The sequence below is a fragment of the Coprococcus sp. BIOML-A2 genome (genome assembly GCF_009875795.1).
Lineage (GTDB): Bacteria > Bacillota > Clostridia > Lachnospirales > Lachnospiraceae > Coprococcus > Coprococcus aceti.
Genome location: NZ_WWSI01000001.1, coordinates 747,942 through 767,324, shown reverse-complemented (window position 1 = coordinate 767,324; position 19,383 = coordinate 747,942). Strand labels below are relative to the sequence as shown.

Sequence of the window (19,383 nt, the reverse complement as noted above, 5' to 3'; positions counted from 1 at the left end):
CCCACCTCATGGCTTGTCATCCGCTTCCGGCTTTGGGAGTGCATCCAGATCCACAAAATCCGGAAGATCCGCCGGATTGTACGTAAAATATCCTGTGATCACCTGTCCATAATAATATTTCACGCCATCCTCCGGCTCCTGTGGCACAACAAGTCCAATCGTACATTCCATTGTCTCGTGTCCTTCCAGTCTGTATAGATAGTACCAACTGGCTCTGTCATCGCCCTCTGTGTGGACTGATTTGTCAAAGTATACCATTCCTTCTACGAACGAAACCTCACTCTCACCGGGAATCCTCTCCACAATGTCGTATGGGAACACATTCTTCACAACCGCATCCCCGGTATTCGTCAGTCTGCACTTAATAAAATACAGCTTATTGGTCTTTACCACAGTCTGCGTATGCTTATCTATCACATCCTGATACTGTGCAGTTATCTCCTCACACTCCTCAGGAGTATACGCATCCCCTGCCGACTCCTGAAATTCCTTGTATCCCGGAGCCTCCTCATACAGAGCATCCCAGTCTGTTATCTCCTCCTCCGACTCAGGCTCCGGCAGAGTCTCACTGCGAAAATATTCAACCGGATATTTATCCTCTGTTGTTATCTCGTCACCTGTGTATACATCAGCCGACAGCAGCTCTATCTTCACCGCTCCTGACATCAGCACGTTATCACCCACACCTTCTTTTTCACTTATTTTCTCTCCGGTCTTGTTTCCCGAAGCTTCGCTGTCTGTCTCTTCAGATGCCGCCTCAGACGACTTCCTTAACGCTCTGTCCTCTGGGGTTTCCCGTTTTTTCTGGAGCACATACGCCGAAGCTGCCACTGCTGCCATGATCAGCACTGCTGCCACTGTCATCACAAGATATCTTTTCTTCTTCACTTCTACTCCTCCCAACTCTGCCTTTGCCATCCGTCTTATGTCACTGCTTTAATCAGTCATAAATAGTGTAATTTCTTGTGGAATCCGGACTCCACCAGCCCTTTGAATCAGTCTGTGCTTTGACTGTCCTGTGCATCCTCAAGCCTGCATAGGCATAGCCTTTCTCGTTTACCATGTTTGTGATACTCGCCTCAATTCCAAGCGGAATAATATGCGTATCAGATTTTACTATTGGGTTTGTCCCTTTTGATGAATGCGAGCCCATTACTGTGTAACTGAGCTTTGGTCCTACTGTTGGATATACATAAACCTTTGTCTTATTATATTTACGTCTGTACGAACTATAACCATATCCGCTGTTATTGTTGCTAAAAGTAAACAGCTCGTTATCTGTATTAGAATATGATTCTTTGCATGTAACCACTGTACCTGCATTATTTGTATGTACATTCTCAGCCTTAGCAGGTGCAGCAATTCCCGCTGCTCCTGACACTGCCATCGCTCCTGCAACAGCGAACATCGCAAGCTTTGATTTCATTGACTTCTTCATAACCTTTTGTCCCTCCTAATTAATTATCTGCGGTCTTTACTCCAATTTTGCCACTTTTAACAATTTTGCTATTGTACTTTTCTGTGTCTGATAGTACAATCCGTTTATCAAGATTTTTCCAGCAAATGATTGTCTTGATATTTCTAATATCCTGAAGCTCAACTCTTCAGGATATTTTACTTTGTCTCTTTCTGTGAATCGATATTCCTGAGACACTCTGGGAGTTCTATCTCTCCCCATGCACCGAAACATCCTGTCAGTCTAATCACATCTTCTGCCATATTCTCAAGTATGTCCGACAGCATATTTCTAACCCTCTTCTGCGTCACGCATTGTCACCCCCTTTTTATTTCTTTTTATCAGAGATGATAATTTTAATATCATCACTTCTATAATCTGCAACAACCATATCCATACAATATAGTTATTGTAAGATTTCACCCCAAGACTCACCGCTCCAATTATCAGCACACCTGCTATACCACGAGCCTTTATCATATTTTTTCTATGTTGATTATATTTAGGTCTCTGTTTTGATGGTATAGGCGCAAATAATGCTATAACTACTATCTCCGATACCCACAATGAATTCTGCAGTTTGCTTGACAATATAATATTTTCTCCGCATGCTAACACCACGATATAAAACAATACAGTCACCGCTGTACAGCCATACCATGTTTTCATATGTATACCGCCAAGATAATTTCTTGTAAGTTCTATTGTCAATCCTGTTATTATTGCTATATCAACGTGTCCCAATATTGAAAAGAGGCCCAAAATAATTAAATATTTCTCTACCTTGTCAATAAGAAGCAGTATAGAATATTGTATTTTTACATCACGATCCTCATCGCTTCTGTATTTTCTGCCCAGCAGGATCTGTGTTAATAATATTCCCAGCTTATTGTTTAGATTATCTATTTGACCACCTCCACTTTTCTTTTATCATACAACTACTTAGATTGCAATATATTTTGCTTAATTTGTCATGAACGGTATCTATCATGTCATAAACGACAATTGACGCGGTATAAATCGTCTTTGTATAATGTTATATTATCTTTATGGAGGTTGCCATGATACATCATATCGTAGACTCTTTTTGTTATATTATTGAAATTTTATATGATCTCATCATGCTCTCATCCATTGCCGGAGTACATATAAAAGAAATGCGACATCCTGTGATAAGTGCAATTTTATACTTTTGTTTGGGAACCTTTTTTTCATCCCTGTTTCCAGGTGCGCTTGGGTGGATCATCTTATGTTCACTAGCCTATTTAACGACTCTTTTTATCTTAAATACGACTATATTTAATTCTCTAATTGCCTTCGTCATATCACACACTTTTATCCTTCTTATTCAAAATTCTATAATTCTGTTATTTTACAGAGTGAATTATAATAATCAGATAGCCTCCTCCATCGCAGGCTCCCTGATTACTTTTTCTATTGCTTGTGCTATATGCAGGCTACTTCCATTCCATAGCTTCTACTCTCAGTTGATTAATGGCAGATTTTTATCCAAGTACCTTGTAATACATGTTTTTCTGATAATCATGCTTGAGCTGGGACTGCGTAAATACAGCACATTTAACACAATCATATATATCCCCCTCATCTCATTTTTCACCGTGATAGTCCTCATCACCGACATAGTAATCCTCAGCCAGCAACAGATCATCAGCAAGCAGCAGCACGATCTGGCAAATTACAACGTCTATCAGCCTATGATGGATGATCTGATTGAGGACGTCACGGGAAGGCAGCATGACTTTGACAATATATTGACCGGTATTCGAATGCTTCCATATACACACACCGACTACAGTTCATTAAAGGAGGCTCTTATCAGCAGTTCAGATGAGGTTATATCCGAATACAGAACCACCGAGCTTCTAAAAATCAACATGTTCGTGATCGCCGGGTTTATATACAGCAAACAAAAGCAGGCAGAAAAGGCGCACAAAAAGCTGAATATTGTCGTTCACAGCTATCTGCTCGAGAGCCGGATGCCTGAATATGAGCTGGTCAGGGTTCTGGGAATACTCATCGACAATGCACTGGAGGCCATATCTGAGCACGATAGTATGACTCTGCACCTGGATAGCCGGGACGGCAGAATCATCATCACCACTCTGAACAAAGGTCCTCTGCTAACACCCGAGATCAGAGCAAAGCTTTTCACAGCAGGCTATACCACCAAGACCTGTGATCGTCAGAAGCACGGCCTTGGTCTTTACAATCTCAGGCGTCTGGTATTTAAATATAATGGAAAAATATATCTGGAAAACGATTATCTTCTGGATGATACTCTGGTGCGTTTTGAAGTAATGGTTTAAAATACAACACATAGAAGGAAGGAGTCTTTTATAATGAGAGCTTTGGTAGTTGAAGACAATGTGGCACAATTAAATGGTCTGGCAGAGATAATAGAAGAAAGCTTCCCCGACATAGAATGTCTGAAGGCCGCCTGTTATGATGATGCTCTGGCTCTGGCAGATTCGCACAGCATCCAGCTTTTTCTGCTGGATATACAGCTTGGCGCCGACCCGGATAAGGACGGAATAAAGCTGGGAGAACAATTGCGAAGAAATCCGCGTTATCAGACAACTCCTATTTTGTACGTGACAGCTCTTGTAAACGAAGCTCCCAGAGCGATCCACAAGACCAACTGCTACGATTATCTGGTCAAGCCCTACTCACAGCAGGATCTGATAGAATCTGTCTCCAAGCTTCTGAACTTTTCTCTGATCAGGGAGGAACCAATAGAGCTTACCGACAGAGATGGTGTACTTGCCAGGATCAGACCAGACAATATACTATACATTAAATCCGAGCTGCGAAACATGCATGTCCACACAACCACCGGACTATTTATATCCACAGGAACAAGACTCTCTGTATTTGCGGACTCTCTTCCATCGTATTTTGCACGCTGCCACAAGAGCTTTGTCGTAAACCTTCACCATGTGGATACCTACGACAAGGTTACCGCCATGGTATCGCTTGACACACCGGACTATCAATGGATACCGGTTGGCCGCAAATACGCCACAGAGTTTGGTCACAGACTTAAAGCTTCCACGGCTGCGCGCAAACACGTTGAACAGGCTTAACAATGATAAGGGGTATTTGAAATGCTGAATTCTATAATAGATCTCCTATGCTTTACATTGGAAACAATGAAGGATGTTATTTTTATATCTGCCCTCATCGGAAGAAAATTCCGGGATATGCGCCACCCAATTATCGGAACGGCTGCTTACCTTATACTCGGGAATACGGTATCCTTAATTTTCCCAAATGCATTTGGATGGCTGGCATTATGCCTGCTATCCTATCTCATGCTGTTGTATATTATGAAGACCAGATATTTTTATGTATTGATGGCGTATATTCTTGAATATCTGTATGCGGCTTTTCTTGAGGACATTATCATCATGGGTATGACACGTCTGGGTGCGAACAATGAGACATACTTGTCCATTTCCTGTGCTGTATTTTCATTTCTGATTTCAGTGGCTCTGTGCAGATATGCGCCTATGAACCATGTGTTCCAAACCTTCATGGGCGGCAGTGGAATTATCAAATTCCTGTCTATTCATTTGTACGTTGTGTATATGATCGAGACCGGGCTGTACAAATTCAGTACCATCGACACCTCGGTGTATATACCTGTGATATCATGCTTTGCAGTTGTGGTCATTCTCTCGGATATCATCATTCTGGGACAGCAGCGAACCATAGGAAAGCAGCAGCACGACCTGGAATGCTTTAAAACCTATCAGCCTATGATGGCTGATCTGATAAAGGATCTGCGAAGCAAACAACATGACTTTGACAACCATCTGACTGCAGTCAGAATGCTTCCATACACCTATAGGGATTATGAGTCTCTGAAAAATGCCCTGATAAACTATTCGGACAATATGGTATCTGAATACCGTGAGTCTGAGCTGCTTCGCATCAATCTGTCTGTTGTCGCCGGTTTTATATATAGCAAGATGATCAATGCCGAAAAGAACGGAAAGACTCTGAATGTGATAGTCAGACAGCATACGTTGAAAAGCTGTATGCCCGAATATGAGATCATACGTATACTTGGAATATTAATAGACAATGCTCTGGAGGCTGTAGATGCTCCGGGATCTGCCACCCTGTCTCTTGACAGCAGTCAGAACCAGATCATCATAAGCACCATGAACAAAGGTCCTGTGTTGAGCTCTGATCTTAGAAGAAATATGTTTACCTACGGCTACACAACCAAGACCATCGACAAGCAGCATCACGGATATGGTCTTCCGAACATGAAAAAGCTTGTGGATGAATATGAGGGAAAGATATGTCTGGATAACCGAACCATATCCGGACAGAATTATATTTGCTTCGAGGTGACAGTGTAACGCAGCTCATGCACATAGAAAACCGGCAGTATACAGTTGGACTTCAACTCATATACTGCCGGTTTTCTATGCTTATCTATGGTCTGCCTGTTACAGCTCTACATCCCAGAAATCCTTGATGGTTGCAAAGTAATCCTCCGGTGTCTCTGCACGGCGGATAAGTTTGAATGATCCGTCCGGTCTGAGCAGAACCTCTGCGGACTTAAGCTTTCCATTGTAGTTGTAACCCATGGCAAATCCATGAGCACCTGTGTCGTGGATGACAAGGATGTCTCCCATGTCGATCTTTGGAAGCATTCTGTCTATAGCGAACTTGTCATTGTTCTCACACAGTGAACCTGTCACATCATACTTGTGATCACATGGCTCATTCTCTTTGCCAAGGACTGTGATGTGATGGTATGCACCATACATAGCAGGTCTCATGAGGTTGACTGCACATGCGTCCACTCCGATGTACTCCTTGTGTGTGTGCTTCTCATGGATAGCTGTTGTAACCAGGTGTCCGTAAGGTGCCAGCATGAAACGTCCGAGCTCTGTGAAGATAGCCACATCACCCATGCCTGCTGGTACAAGCACTTCCTCGTATACCTTTCTTACACCCTCGCCGATGACCATAATGTCATTTGGCTCTTTGTCCGGTGTATATGGGATTCCAACTCCGCCTGACAGGTTGATGAAGTCAAGCTTGACGCCTGTCTTCTCCTTGATCTCAACTGCTGTCTCAAACAGGATCTTTGCAAGTGTTGGATAGTATTCATTTGTCACTGTATTGCTGGCAAGGAAAGCATGCATTCCGAATCTCTTCACGCCCTTTGCCTTGAGGATCTTGTATGCCTCGATGATCTGATCCTTTGTCATACCATACTTTGCATCACCAGGGTTGTCCATGATGGTGGTAGATATGGAGAATTTTCCACCCGGATTGAATCTGCAGCAGATCTTCTCTGGAATTCCTGCTGACTTCTCCAGAAAATCAATGTGTGTGAAATCGTCAAGATTGATGGTTGCGTTCAGCTTCTTCGCAAGCACGAACTCCTCTGCAGGGGTGTCATTGGACGAGAACATGATCTCATCGCCCTTAAATCCCATCTTGTCTGACATCATAAGCTCTGTCAGTGATGAACAGTCTGTTCCGCAGCCCTCTTCCTTGAGGATCTTGAGTATTGTTGGGTTCGGAGTAGCCTTTACAGCGAAATACTCCTTGAATCCTTTATTCCATGAAAACGCCTTGTAAAGCTTTCGCGCATTCTCTCTGATTCCTTCTTCATCGTAAATGTGAAATGGTGTAGGGATCTCCTTGATGATCTCTTCTGCCTTTGCCTTTGTAATAAATGGTGTCTTCATCTTTTTTGTCCTTTCTGTGCTGTATTACGGCAAGTATCTCACTATGCGTTGTTTTCTGCCGCTACCAGGTTCTCACTATTGTGCATCTTACGGAGAAGTGGCTTTTCTATCTTACCTGTAGCATTTCTCGGAACGTGCTCAAATATGATCTTCCTTGGTCTCTTATATCTTGGAAGTTCTTTACAGAACTCGTTGATCTCTTCCTCTGTACAGGTCATGCCATCCTTTACCTCTATGATAGCCGCTGTGATCTCTCCGAGACGGGCATCTGCGATACCGATGACCGCAACGTCCTTGATCTTCTCGTATTTGCTGAGGAAGTTCTCTATCTGTACAGGGTAGATATTCTCTCCACCACTGATTATAACATCTTTCTTTCTATCTACAAGATAAATAAATCCATCTTCGTCCTGCATAGCCATATCTCCTGTGTACAGCCAGCCGTCCTTCAGGCACTCCTCTGTCGCCTTCGGATTCTTGTAGTAGCAGGTCATGACACCAGGTCCCTTGAGGATAAGCTCGCCGACTGCGCCTTGCTCAACCTCTGTTCCGTCCTCATTCACGATCTTTGCCTGCCAGCCGTAGCCCGGCACACCGATGGCTCCGACCTTATGTATGTTCTCTACTCCCAGATGTACAGCGCCCGGTCCGATAGACTCTGAAAGTCCATAGTTCGTGTCGTACTGATGGTTAGGGAATATCTCTTTCCATTTCTTTATAAGACTCTGTGGCACTGGCTGTGCTCCGATGTGCATCAGTCTCCACTGTGACAGCTCATAATCCTCCAGATGTACATCGCCGTTCTCTATGGCAAGCAGTATATCCTGAGCCCATGGCACAAGAAGCCATACTATAGTACACTTCTCATCACTTACAGTCTGAAGTATAGTCTTGGCGCTTACTCCCTTGAGCAGAACTGCCTTGCCGCCCACTATCAGACTTCCAAACCAGTGCATCTTGGCACCCGTGTGGTACAGCGGAGGAATACACAGGAATACATCATCCTTTGTCTGTCCGTGATGTACATTCTCGACCTTTGCCGCATGCATCAGGCTCTCATGGTTGTGCAGAATAGCCTTTGGGAATCCTGTTGTTCCAGATGAGAAATATATAGCCGCATCATCACTGTCCTTGATGTCTCTCTTCTCGAACACGCTTGAGCAGTTGGATGTCAGCTTGTCATAGTCCTCTGCAAATGTAGGACAATTGCCGCCCACATAGAAGAGGATTCTCTTCTCAGCTATCTCGTCAACGACAGCCTCTATACGTCCGATGAACTCAGGGCCAAATACAAGCACGTCAACATCTGCAAGCTCTACACAGTATTTGATCTCCTCCGCATCGTATCTGAAGTTGAACGGAACCACTATGGCTCCCGTCTTCAACACTCCGAAATATATTGGAAGCCACTCAAGGCAGTTCATCATGAGGATACCTACCTTGTCTCCCTTCTGGATTCCACGTGACACCAGAAGATTGGCAAATCTGTTTGCCTTCTCGTTGAACACGCTCCATGTTATCTCTCTTCTGTACTGACATGTAGGATTAGACTCTATGAGTTCATACTCTCTCCATGTAACCCTTCTCGTCTCCTGCACATCAGGATTTATCTCTACCAGAGCGACATCATTTCCATATTCTCTGGCATTTCTCTCTAAGTAATCTGTGATTGGCATAATCGTAACTCCTAACCTCTCTTAATAATTGCTCTTCTTTCTCAATTAAAAGCTTTAACGCGTTAAATTGCACGCTCTTTACAGTATATCCCTCACATGGAAAATATACAATAGGCAATTACATTTGAATACTATCATAAAAAATAGTGCTGATGTATAAGTTTTTTATCACTTATACATCAGCACTATTTTTTTCATGGATTCATCACTCTACGCATAGAATGACGCCTTGATCATATTGATATAACTGTTCATCATCTGTGATCCCACAAATGTCGCGATCATCAGTCCCACGCTGAGCGCCGGGCCAAATGCAAAATGATCGTCCTTGCCTTTCTTACGCCTTGCAAGAAGTATCACGCCCTGGCATCCACCGATGATAAGTCCGATGAAGAACGCTATGACCGTAGCCTTCCAGCCAAGGAAGAATCCTGCGGCAAACATGAGCTTGATATCTCCACCGCCAAATCCATCCGGAATGACCAGCACTATCAGGAACAGTGGAAGACTCACACATATCATTCCTATGAGCCTGCTCACAAGTGAGAGATCACCGCCTGTCAGAGAAAATCCGCCTCTTGTAAAGATGGATGCAACTCCAAGCACCAGTATGCATACATTCAGCACAAATGGTATCTCCATGGTGTCCGCGTCTATGAATGTGATGATAGTCAGCAGTCCAAAGAACAGGAATACCGTGACCGCCTCAAGGCTCACATCAAACTGCCACACCATAAGCACTCCGAACACTCCACCAAGGATCTGTATGAACAGACATCTCGGAGAAAACTTCTCAAAACTCTTCGGCTTTCCCTTGAAGATATTCTCATTGTTCGGCAGTTTGAGTATGATCTCATTCGCCAGAGTGAAAAGCACCACCCCAAGTAAAAACGCAACTATACAAGCTGCTATATTGATTGAATTCATAAATATAATATCCCTTCTAAAAATATCACTGCTCACGATGGTCGATGACACGCTGTGTCTTCTTCTCACTTCTAGGCAGTGTTCCAACAGGGACAACAGTGATCTTCGGTGTAACTCCGATCCTTGACTTGAACAGATCTCTGATCTGACGTCCTGTCTGCTCAAAATCTACACGTCCCTCGGCCTCAACTGTAACCAGCATGATATCCTTATTGGCAGGCTCATCATGGGCTATATTTATGGTGTACTCACTTGGAACTCCATCCACGAGTGCAAGCAGCTCCTCAACCTGACTTGGGAACATATTTACGCCGTGTACCTTGAACATATCGTCACTTCTGCCCTTGATGATATCCAGTCTGGGATGCTTTCTTCCGCATGGACACTCACCCGGAATGATCCTTGATATATCGTGTGTCCTGAAACGGATGAGCGGAGCTCCCTCCTTCACCAGAGTAGTGATGACGATCTCACCCTCCTCGCCGTCCGGAAGAGTCTTGCCGGTCTTCGGATCTATTATCTCTATATAAACATAGTCATCCCAATAGTGCATTCCATTCTGGGCATCACAGCTTATTCCGATACCAGGTCCATAGATCTCTGTAAGTCCATATATATCATACAGCTCTATTCCAAGCTTCTCTTTTATATACTTTCTCTTCTTCTCACTCCAGCGCTCCGAGCCAAATACACCCTTCTTCAAATGTATCTTATCCTTAAGCCCTCTCTTATCTATCTCCTCGGCAAGAAGAAGTGCGTATGATGATGTTGCTGTGAGAACTGTACTTTCAAGATCGATCATCATCTGTAACTGTTTGTCAGTATTTCCAGGGCCCATAGGAATCACCATGGCACCAAGCTTCTCCGCGCCTGCCTGAAATCCTATTCCGGCTGTCCACAGACCATATCCCGGAGTGATATGTACTCGGTCTTTCTTTGTCACTCCGGCTGTCTCGTAGCATCTTGCGAACATGATCGCCCAATCATCGACATCCTTTGCTGTGTAAGGTATGATGACCGGCTTTCCTGTTGTTCCTGAAGATGAATGGATACGTACCACTTCCTCATCCGGAACAGCCTGTATTCCCAGCGGGTAAGCATTTCTCAGGTCATCCTTGCTTGAAAACGGAAGCTCCTCAAACGCCTCCTGACTTGCCACCTCTGTTATACCAAGCTCTCTGTACTTCTTACCATAATAGCTGTCAGTCTTTACAAGTCTCTTTATCTGAGCATCCACCTGACTGAGCTGTGTGTCATTTAACTTCATAATTTTTACTCTCCTTTTCCCTTTTGTCAGCCCATCGCCAACTACATCTTCATCGCATATTCAAATACTTTCTTGTTCACCTCTACAAACTTCGGATTCACTCCATTCTCAATGGCTGATATGATGTCTGCCTCGTCTAGTCCCAGTCTGCCGCTGGCTGCTGCAACTCCAAGAAGTGCTATGTTGTAGAACTTTGCCGAACCAAATTCACGGCTTATCGCCGCGCCATCCATGACTATGCAGTCACATTTGTCCTTCAGGTAGTCAAGCATCGGCTGTGCCTCGTAGCCTGAATTCATGAGCGAGTCAGTCGCCGGCTTCACCGGGACGTTGTTGGTGATGACGATTCCTCCCTTTTTCAGATAAGCCAGATTGCGCACCGCCTCTGCAGGCTCAAACGCAAGTATAATGTCAGCACCGCCCTGGGCTATCAGTGGTGAATACGCCTCACCAATCCTCACATGGCTCGTGACACTTCCGCCTCTCTGTGCCATACCTATAGTCTCCGCCGAATGTACCGTCTCGCCCTTTGCCATATACGCCGATGCGATGAGCTTGGACGCAAGAACCGTTCCCTGTCCGCCTACACCGCAGACCAGAATATCCTTATTCATTGCTAGCACCTCCTATCGCACCCACCGGACAGATCTGTGAGCACAGACCGCATCCCGTACACAGGCTTTCATCTATCGCCACCTTGCCATCCTTCAGGATGATTGCAGGACAGCCTATCTCTCTGATACATTTCTTACACTGTATGCACTTTTCGGATATCTCCATCTTGCCCGACGGCTTGGTGATGGCTATACAAGGCGACTTGAAAATGATCGCCTTAACTCCTCTGATATCCGCACACTCTTTGACTGCTGCCACGCTGGCCTCAAAATCAAGCGGATCAACAGTGACTATCTTCTTCACTCCGATTCCCTCGAGCACCTTCTGTATGCTCACCTTGTCCACGAACTGACCCATCATATTGCGTCCTGTTCCCGGATGTGGCTGGTGTCCCGTCATAGCTGTGGTCGAGTTGTCGAGCACACACAGGATCATATTCGCATCATTGTACACTGCATTTACCACTCCCGTCATACCCGACGCAAAGAATGTGGAGTCTCCCACAAATGCAAAGCACACGCCATCTTCATCCACCCAGTGGAAGCCCTGCGCCATGGTGATTCCGGCACCCATGCACAGACAGGTATCCACCATGTCAAGCGGCATGGCATTTCCAAGTGTATAGCATCCGATATCTCCGCAGAAGTAGCTTTTTCTTCCGGCCATCGCCTTCTTTACCGCGTAGAATGACGCTCTGTGAGGGCATCCCGCACACAGCACCGGAGGCCTCACAGGAAGCTCTGGTGCATCTGACACATCCACCTGGGAAGTCTTCTCAAGGTCAAGAAAATCGCACAGGATATCCGCAGCCTTGTTGGTAGAAAGCTCTCCGCTCGCCGGCACATCCCCGGTCTGCTTTCCTCTGACATCTATATCCATATGATATTTGCCTGCAAGGCGTAATATCTGATTCTCTATGTATGGGCTGAGCTCCTCAAGACACATGACCTCCGTCACTCCGTCCAGCGCATTCTTCACGAACTGCTCAGGGAACGGATGCGGGGTTGCTATACGGACCAGCTTCACATCAGGCACGTTCTTAAGTGTCTCCTTTGCATAGCAGTAGCTGATTCCCGATGCGAATACCGCCTTGCTGCCGCTGCCCTCCACCGTATTCATGGAGTAGCTGCCGAAGTCATCCCCAATCTCCACATTTCTTTTTTCTATCATGGCATGATTGGCAAATGACAATCTCGGGAAGATGACCCATTTCTTTGAATCCTTTACAAATCCCTCATATTCCTTTGCCTTCCACTCGTCTTTTACCTCTATGGATGCGTATGCATGACACACTCTTGTTGTCGGCCTGAACAGAACAGGGGTCTTGTATTTCTCCGAGTAGTCAAATGCATCCTGTATCATCTGATATGCCTCCTCAGGAGTCGACGGATCAAATACCGGGATCCTGCAGAAGTCTGCAAACATCCTCGTATCCTGCTCTGTCTGTGATGATATAGGGCCCGGATCGTCCGCAGACACGATGACCATTCCGCCCTTTATCCCGACATACGCCAGCGACATAAGCGGATCCGATGCCACGTTGAGACCTACCTGTTTCATGGTAACAAGTGTCCTCGCTCCACTGTATGATGCACTGGCGGCAACCTCCATAGCCGCTTTCTCATTTACCGACCACTCCACATGGACTCCGTCATGCGGGTATTTTGCTACTGTCTCCAGTATCTCCGAAGACGGGGTTCCCGGATATCCCGCCACAAGGTTCAGACCCGCCGCAAGTGCACCGAGGGCTATGGCCCCGTTACCCATAACATATTCTTTTCTCATAACAATACTACCTTCCAAGTCATTTATAAATTCTCTTATATTTCGATATTATACCCTCCACGGCTTTCAATGACAACAAATATTCGGGACAGCACCACTTTACTGTTATAAAGTGGTGCTGTCCCGAATATTTTCTGCTATATATCTCTATACAATTTGCATGCACTGTATGAGCAGCAGCCACGCAAGTCCATAGTATGTGATAACCGCCACAAGATCATTTACCGTGGTGATGAGCGGGCCGGATGCCACTGCCGGATCAACCTTGATCTTGTGAAAGAACATAGGTACAAGGGTTCCAACCAGACTTGATATTACCATTGCCACTAGCAGTGATACACCAACACAGCCAGATATCATAAACGCTTTTCCCATAGTGAAACCTTTGAACACACCGATATATACCCCAAGGAAGATCAATGACAACGCTCCTAGGATCAGGCCGTTTCCAAATCCAACTCTCATCTCCTTGACCACGAGCGACATTTTTTCCTTTCCTGTCAGATTCTCATCCATGAGCACACGGATCGTCACCGCAAGGGACTGTGTGCCGACATTGCCCGCCATATCCAGAATCAGAGACTGAAAACACATGACGATCGGCAACACCGCCACCACACCTTCAAATGCTCCGACAACCGTGGACACTCCCATGCCCAGAAACAGCAGTATGATGAGCCACGGCATGCGCTTTTTCATGCTTTCAAATGTTGTCTCCTTCAGATCTTCCTCCGCAGTCAGACCTGCCAGCTTGGCATAGTCATCACCCATTTCATCGTCCACTGCCTCTATGACATCCTGTGCAGTAAGGATACCGATTATCTTTTTTTCGCCGTTCAGCACAGGGAGGGAATCCTCCGCATAATCTTTGATATCTTCTATGCACTCCGATATCTTCTCATGATCTATCAGATACGGATAGGAATCAATGATTATATCGTCCAGCTCATCATGCTCTCTGGCAATTATGAGATCCTTCAGATCTATGGCGCCGCAGAACCTTCCCTCGTCGTCAACCACGTAGAGTGTTGATATATTGTCTTTTTCTCCCGCCTGCTGTACAAGCTCGTGCATGGCCTGACGTATGGTCAGATTTCTCGATATGCTTATATAATTGTTGGTTATAAGACTTCCTATCTCATCATCATCGTAGGAATTTATGAGACGGATATCCGCCTTCAGATCCTCGTCAAGTATCGGACGCAGCTGATTCTTGACTTTCTCATCCACATCCTCCAGAAGATCGACAGCGTCGTCCGAATCCATCTCATTTATGACTTCTGCCAGCCTGCCTATACCCAGCTCCTGTATATACTCCTCCGGTTCCTCTATATATGAAAAAATGTTGGATATCCATTCCGGATCAAGACTGTCATACAGGGATTTTCTCTCCTCATTTGTCAGCAGCTCCAGACTCTGTGCAATGTCCTTCTCGTGGTAATCCTTCAGCCTGTCAACAAGCTGTTCCCGGTCATAACCACTTCTTATTATCGTTACGATATCCTGCGCAAATGTTGATTCCTTTAATATCTCTTTCGTCATTCTAAGCCTCCATTCTCCCTAAAAAGGGCATAAAAAACCATCGTAGCAAATGCTACGCAAACTCTACTGCTTTGTTGCGACATTCTTTAACGATGGACAGACTTAGACCATATATAAAAAGCGCTTATACAGACACCTGAAGATAATCCGGGTCTGTTTCATCGTTATATGTACTTCGACCATGACTATCACAACTGTCCATATTTTTCGCCTCCTTTGTTTTTTCCTTTTAGGTATAATAACATGACACCAAACAGAAATAAACATAAGCTTTGTAAAATATATATTCTGCGTGGCTTTTGACAACATCATAACACACATGTTGACTCATTCAACAAATAAAAATATAATTACATGGTTACTATAATTTGACAGTTGTAAAACAGGAGAATGACTATGAATAACAGACCATTTGCAGGAAGAACTGCAGCAGTTATAGATCTGGCAAAGCTCAGGAGCAATATTGCCAACATAAAATCAAGACTGAAACCGGGTGTTGAATTTATCGCAGTCATGAAGGGCGATGGATACCGCCACGGCATTGCAGGACTTTACCCGACACTCAAGGAATGTGGCATAGACAGCTACGCCGTTGCCATCTGGGAAGAGGGAAAGATGCTCAGGGACGCGGGGGCAACAGAGTCTATCCTTATCCTTGGCGATACAGCAGATGACATGCTGGATGAGGCCGCAAAGTACGACCTTGATCTCACTGTCTTTTCAATGGAGGGTGCTGAGAACATGGCTGCCGCTGCAAGAAGAGCCGGCAAGAAACAGAATGTCCAGATAAAGCTGAACACCGGTATGAACCGAATAGGATTCCCGGTATGTCAGGAATCATTTGACACTATAAAGAAGATCTGCGAGATGGATGACCTGAACGTAACAGGTATATTTACACATTTTGCAAGGGCAGATGAGGGGGATCACACAAGTGCAAGAAAGCAACTTGACCTATACCTCCACGCCGTAAATGAACTTGAGAAAATGGGGGTTGTCATACCAAAGCACCACGTAGCCAACAGCCCTGCCATACTGATGTTGCCTGAGGCACAGCTCGACGCAGTCAGATGCGGTGATATCCTCTATGGTCTCACTCCTTCTGATGATTTTGACTGGAAGAATTCAGGACTTCAGGAGATCCTCAGCTGGTACACATACGTTGCCATGGTGAAGGAGGTTCCTGCCGGATCTGAGATTGGATACGGCGGAACTTTTGTCACTGAAAGACCTACAAAGATCGCCACACTTCCGGTAGGATTTGCAGACGGCTACAGCCGTTACCTGTCCAACAAGGGCAAGGTCATCATAAATGGTCATGAGGCGCCGATCATCGGACGCGTATGTATGGATCAGTGCATGGCGGACGTCACAGACATCCCGGATGTACAGCGCGGCGACACTGTAACCCTTCTCGGTGAGGGCATGTCCATCGAGGACATGGCAAATATGCTTGACACGAATGTGGATGTGATCGTGTGCAACATATCGGTAAGGGTTCCGAGGGTGTATATAAATGGGGATATCTGATCGGCAGTATTGGGGAAAGGGAGATTTGTAAATGTTTCATTTGAACGACATATTAATATTTTTATTTTTCGGTATAGTCGCATTTGTTATACCCGGAACTTTAACAGTCTGGAATATTTACAATTGTTTTTCTGCCAAACCAAAAAAGGAAAAGCTTATCTCAACCGTAACCGTTCTGGTTGGCGGCCTGTTATATCTGATGCTGTTTGCGATAACGTATGATATAGCCGGCGACTGGTATGAACAGGTTAATACTATGCAATTTCACTATGTGATTTCTTCCGGGTATTGGGGAATTTCCTGGGTTGCTTTATTAGGATTTGCTGCATATTTTGTGTTGTTATACATAAATGCAGACCGACTGCCGCCATTAGTATCCGCGGCTGCAATTTCCTTTATTATCCTGCTTAATATATTGCAGATTACGTTTGCTGTTCAGTTATCTAAAAATATCAATAATCCCTTAGAATTGTCATTTTATGTTTATCATTTCAACATATTGCTGTTATCTGCAAGAGCAATTCAGAGACATACGCTGCAACAGGTAGAAATCTTTAAAAACAGAGCAGCAGCGCAGGATAACAATATACGTTTCAAGAAATTTTACGATATCATTAACAGCTTATCCAGGTACACCTTTGTAATTTTTGTTGCACTGTTTTTGGTTGTGGCAATTATCGAGATTATATTTGTCCTAATTGGTCAGGGACTGGATGCTCCGATTAAGGCATTTACAGATACTGCAGATTGGACATTTTCAAAGCAGACACCACCACCGCCATCAGATTACGAAGGACATTATCTTTGTACGGTAGCCGCCGGTGGGCACAAAAAAGTTGTGAAACCGCTTAGATTTGGAAGCAGGAGAGGTGCAACGATCATTGTAAACAGGCAATTATGTATTGCCAACGCATTTGAAGAAGTGATTCAGATAAAATTTCCAAGTTTTCACAGGATGGTTCGCCACATATATGATACATACGGCTATCCACTGTCGAAACTCATAACAAATCCTCTTAGAGCAGATGTTGTTTATATTATAATGAAACCATTGGAATGGATATTTTTATTATTCTTATATCTGGTTGATGTCAGACCGGAACAGAGAATAAGAAACCAGTATGTTTTACAATTCAAAAGATAAGGTGTGAATATGGGGAGTGTTATTTCCATCATGTCTATTATTATCTCCATCATTTATTGATAAAATGATGGAGATAAATCTGAAATGAAGGAGATTTTTAAGCAAGAAGTGTCAGGTACAGATAAACTTTTGTTTATCCGCACCTGACACCAATTTTCGACATGTGCACCCCCTCTTTTCTGTTCAACCTACTCTTCCTTCGAGCTGGATGTCGATCCTTTATCTATTCTCTTTATTGCGTTTCTTATAATCTCTTTTGCTTTATCCTCATTGTTCGTTTCAAGTAGTGCGAGGATACTATCAAGTAAAATACATAACTCCTGATTTTGCATTTCTTCCATCCTTTCCACCGCCTTTCTTTATCTGAAGTATAGCGGCTTTATTTGTTGTTTTCAAGCTCTTTTCCATCCTTTATTCCCTGTTCCATCCTGATCTTGTACTCCATCAGACGCAAGAGATAATCCGGCATCTTGCGGTTTCCAAGTTCCCAATCCTGAACTGTCCTATATGGTATCTCGAAATACTCACAAAACTCCTTTCTGGTCATACCAGTGCTTTCTCTAAGCTCTACTAGATAGTCTTTACTGTCCATATCGCACTCTCCTTTGACTACATATCTCCCGTTAGCATGTTACTTTTGTGCCCGCGTTGCGTATATTGCACATTTATATTATCATACGCATTGTGTATATGCAAGTTGTTTTTCGCCATATTACATAAAAATTAAAAAGTGTCAGGTACAGATAAACTTTTGTTTATCCGCACCTGACACCAATCTACCTCCGTTTTCTATTTCATCACCGCATTATACACATCCCTCTTAGGGACTCCGCGGTCTACAGCTGCCTGCTTGATCGCATCCTTCTTGGACATACCCTGATCAACGTACGTCTGGACATGTTCCTCCACGGACATAGCCTCGAACGAGCTCTTCTTCTCTTCCTCAAGCTTCTTCACATCAAGCCCTTCTATCACTATGACGAATTCTCCTCTCGGATCTTCCCCCTCGTAACGAGCTATCGCCTGAGAGAGCATCATAGGCTCTATGGTTTCATGTTTCTTGGTGATCTCTCTGGCAAGTGTTATATGCCTGTCACCGAGAGCCTCCATGAGTTCCGCCAAAGTCTTCTTCAGCTTGTGTGGAGCCTCATACATCACCATAGTCCTCGTCTCTCGCTTCATCTCCTCAAGCACTCTTGTTCTATCCTTCTTGTCATACGGCAGAAACGCCTCAAATGCAAATCTTCTGGTCGAAAGTCCTGAGCTGATGAGCGCCGATATACATGCACACGCCCCCGGCACCGGTGTAACCTCAAGCTCTGCGGCAAGAGCCTGTCTCACAAGCTCCTCCCCGGGATCAGATATACCCGGAGTTCCGGCATCAGTGATAACTGCAACGCTTTGTCCCTGCTGCATCTTCTCAACGAGAACCTTCGCCTTGTCGTATTTATTGTATTCATGATAACTCGTCATGGGAGTCTTGATCTCGAAATGATTGAGCAGCTTGATACTGTTCCTCGTATCCTCCGCCGCTATCACATCCACCTCGGAAAGAACCCTGACGGCTCTATATGTCATATCCTCAAGATTTCCTATGGGTGTTGCCACCAGATATAATTTGCCTGCCATATATAAACCTCACTATCTGTAATATGTACATTAGGGTGTTTACAACATTTTTCACTTTCATGCTGCAGCCGTTG

The 19,383-nt window shown here is 44.6% G+C and carries 19 protein-coding genes; 5 read left to right on the top strand and 14 right to left on the bottom strand.

Translation table 11 applies throughout. The features are described from left to right. Window positions 1-6: 6 nt before the first annotated feature. The 4 genes from GT575_RS03410 to GT575_RS03395 all read right to left on the bottom strand — a co-directional run bounded on the left by GT575_RS03410 (window position 7) and on the right by GT575_RS03395 (window position 2,314). Window positions 7-888, bottom strand: coding sequence for a hypothetical protein (locus GT575_RS03410; protein WP_238051178.1), 882 nt, complete (start codon window positions 886-888; stop codon window positions 7-9). A 52-nt stretch (window positions 889-940) separates the two neighbouring features. Beyond that, the gene (locus tag GT575_RS03405) at window positions 941-1,438 is read right to left on the bottom strand and encodes a hypothetical protein (protein ID WP_015534352.1); all 498 of its coding nucleotides are present in this window, start codon (window positions 1,436-1,438) and stop codon (window positions 941-943) included. A gap of 176 nt (window positions 1,439-1,614) precedes the next feature. Next, entirely contained in the window at window positions 1,615-1,767 is a 153-nt protein-coding gene (locus GT575_RS03400; RefSeq protein WP_156332998.1) for a hypothetical protein, read from the bottom strand. Next, window positions 1,748-2,314 (bottom strand): accessory gene regulator B family protein, encoded by a 567-nt coding sequence (locus GT575_RS03395; RefSeq protein WP_243147829.1) that lies wholly within the window; start codon window positions 2,312-2,314, stop codon window positions 1,748-1,750. Before GT575_RS03395 ends, GT575_RS03400 begins: the two co-directional genes overlap by 20 nt. Window positions 2,315-3,000: 686 nt before the next feature. Between GT575_RS03395 and GT575_RS03390 the strand changes: the two genes are divergently transcribed. From GT575_RS03390 to GT575_RS03380, 3 genes are read left to right on the top strand one after another with little or no spacing between them, the layout of a single operon-like run. Further along, entirely contained in the window at window positions 3,001-3,783 is a 783-nt protein-coding gene (locus tag GT575_RS03390) for a sensor histidine kinase (RefSeq protein WP_015534354.1), read from the top strand. A gap of 33 nt (window positions 3,784-3,816) precedes the next feature. Next, window positions 3,817-4,560, top strand: a complete 744-nt coding sequence (locus tag GT575_RS03385; RefSeq protein WP_015534355.1) for a LytR/AlgR family response regulator transcription factor — start codon at window positions 3,817-3,819, stop codon at window positions 4,558-4,560. Between the two features lie 21 nt (window positions 4,561-4,581). After that, entirely contained in the window at window positions 4,582-5,847 is a 1,266-nt protein-coding gene (locus GT575_RS03380) for a sensor histidine kinase (protein WP_161171483.1), read from the top strand. A gap of 90 nt (window positions 5,848-5,937) precedes the next feature. On the opposite strand, the gene GT575_RS03375 is transcribed toward GT575_RS03380, so the two are convergent. The 7 genes from GT575_RS03375 to mgtE all read right to left on the bottom strand — a co-directional run bounded on the left by GT575_RS03375 (window position 5,938) and on the right by mgtE (window position 15,006). Continuing rightward, window positions 5,938-7,194: a diaminopimelate decarboxylase gene (locus tag GT575_RS03375; RefSeq protein WP_022217445.1), complete on the bottom strand. Its 1,257-nt coding sequence runs from the start codon at window positions 7,192-7,194 to the stop codon at window positions 5,938-5,940. A 41-nt stretch (window positions 7,195-7,235) separates the two neighbouring features. Continuing rightward, window positions 7,236-8,870: a class I adenylate-forming enzyme family protein gene (locus GT575_RS03370; protein ID WP_055146095.1), complete on the bottom strand. Its 1,635-nt coding sequence runs from the start codon at window positions 8,868-8,870 to the stop codon at window positions 7,236-7,238. Window positions 8,871-9,080: 210 nt separating this feature from the next. Beyond that, window positions 9,081-9,797, bottom strand: coding sequence for a prepilin peptidase (locus GT575_RS03365; protein WP_055222412.1), 717 nt, complete (start codon window positions 9,795-9,797; stop codon window positions 9,081-9,083). Window positions 9,798-9,822: 25 nt separating this feature from the next. Then, window positions 9,823-11,064 carry a phenylacetate--CoA ligase family protein gene (locus GT575_RS03360; RefSeq protein ID WP_055222411.1) on the bottom strand — a complete coding sequence of 414 codons (1,242 nt, stop codon included), beginning with the start codon at window positions 11,062-11,064 and terminating at the stop codon, window positions 9,823-9,825. A gap of 41 nt (window positions 11,065-11,105) precedes the next feature. Further along, a complete protein-coding gene (locus GT575_RS03355; protein ID WP_055222410.1) occupies window positions 11,106-11,678 on the bottom strand; it encodes an indolepyruvate oxidoreductase subunit beta in 573 nt (190 codons plus the stop codon). Further along, window positions 11,671-13,464, bottom strand: a complete 1,794-nt coding sequence (iorA, locus tag GT575_RS03350; RefSeq protein ID WP_172682076.1) for an indolepyruvate ferredoxin oxidoreductase subunit alpha — start codon at window positions 13,462-13,464, stop codon at window positions 11,671-11,673. Before iorA ends, GT575_RS03355 begins: the two co-directional genes overlap by 8 nt. A gap of 147 nt (window positions 13,465-13,611) precedes the next feature. Then, window positions 13,612-15,006, bottom strand: a complete 1,395-nt coding sequence (gene mgtE / locus GT575_RS03345; RefSeq protein WP_022217442.1) for a magnesium transporter — start codon at window positions 15,004-15,006, stop codon at window positions 13,612-13,614. A gap of 396 nt (window positions 15,007-15,402) precedes the next feature. Here mgtE and alr point away from each other — a divergent pair, with 396 nt between their 5' ends. Together alr and GT575_RS03335 are read left to right on the top strand one after the other, a co-directional pair. Further along, window positions 15,403-16,536 carry an alanine racemase gene (alr, locus tag GT575_RS03340; protein WP_022217441.1) on the top strand — a complete coding sequence of 378 codons (1,134 nt, stop codon included), beginning with the start codon at window positions 15,403-15,405 and terminating at the stop codon, window positions 16,534-16,536. A gap of 31 nt (window positions 16,537-16,567) precedes the next feature. Continuing rightward, window positions 16,568-17,680 (top strand): DUF6688 domain-containing protein, encoded by a 1,113-nt coding sequence (locus GT575_RS03335; RefSeq protein WP_022217440.1) that lies wholly within the window; start codon window positions 16,568-16,570, stop codon window positions 17,678-17,680. A gap of 188 nt (window positions 17,681-17,868) precedes the next feature. Here GT575_RS03335 and GT575_RS14890 read toward each other — a convergent pair whose 3' ends face one another. The 3 genes from GT575_RS14890 to rsmI form a co-directional block, all read right to left on the bottom strand. After that, window positions 17,869-18,021 (bottom strand): hypothetical protein, encoded by a 153-nt coding sequence (locus tag GT575_RS14890; RefSeq protein ID WP_015534365.1) that lies wholly within the window; start codon window positions 18,019-18,021, stop codon window positions 17,869-17,871. Window positions 18,022-18,059: 38 nt separating this feature from the next. Continuing rightward, the gene (locus GT575_RS03330) at window positions 18,060-18,272 is read right to left on the bottom strand and encodes a helix-turn-helix domain-containing protein (protein WP_015534366.1); all 213 of its coding nucleotides are present in this window, start codon (window positions 18,270-18,272) and stop codon (window positions 18,060-18,062) included. A 197-nt stretch (window positions 18,273-18,469) separates the two neighbouring features. Then, entirely contained in the window at window positions 18,470-19,309 is an 840-nt protein-coding gene (gene rsmI / locus GT575_RS03325; RefSeq protein ID WP_161171482.1) for a 16S rRNA (cytidine(1402)-2'-O)-methyltransferase, read from the bottom strand. Window positions 19,310-19,383 lie beyond the last annotated feature (74 nt).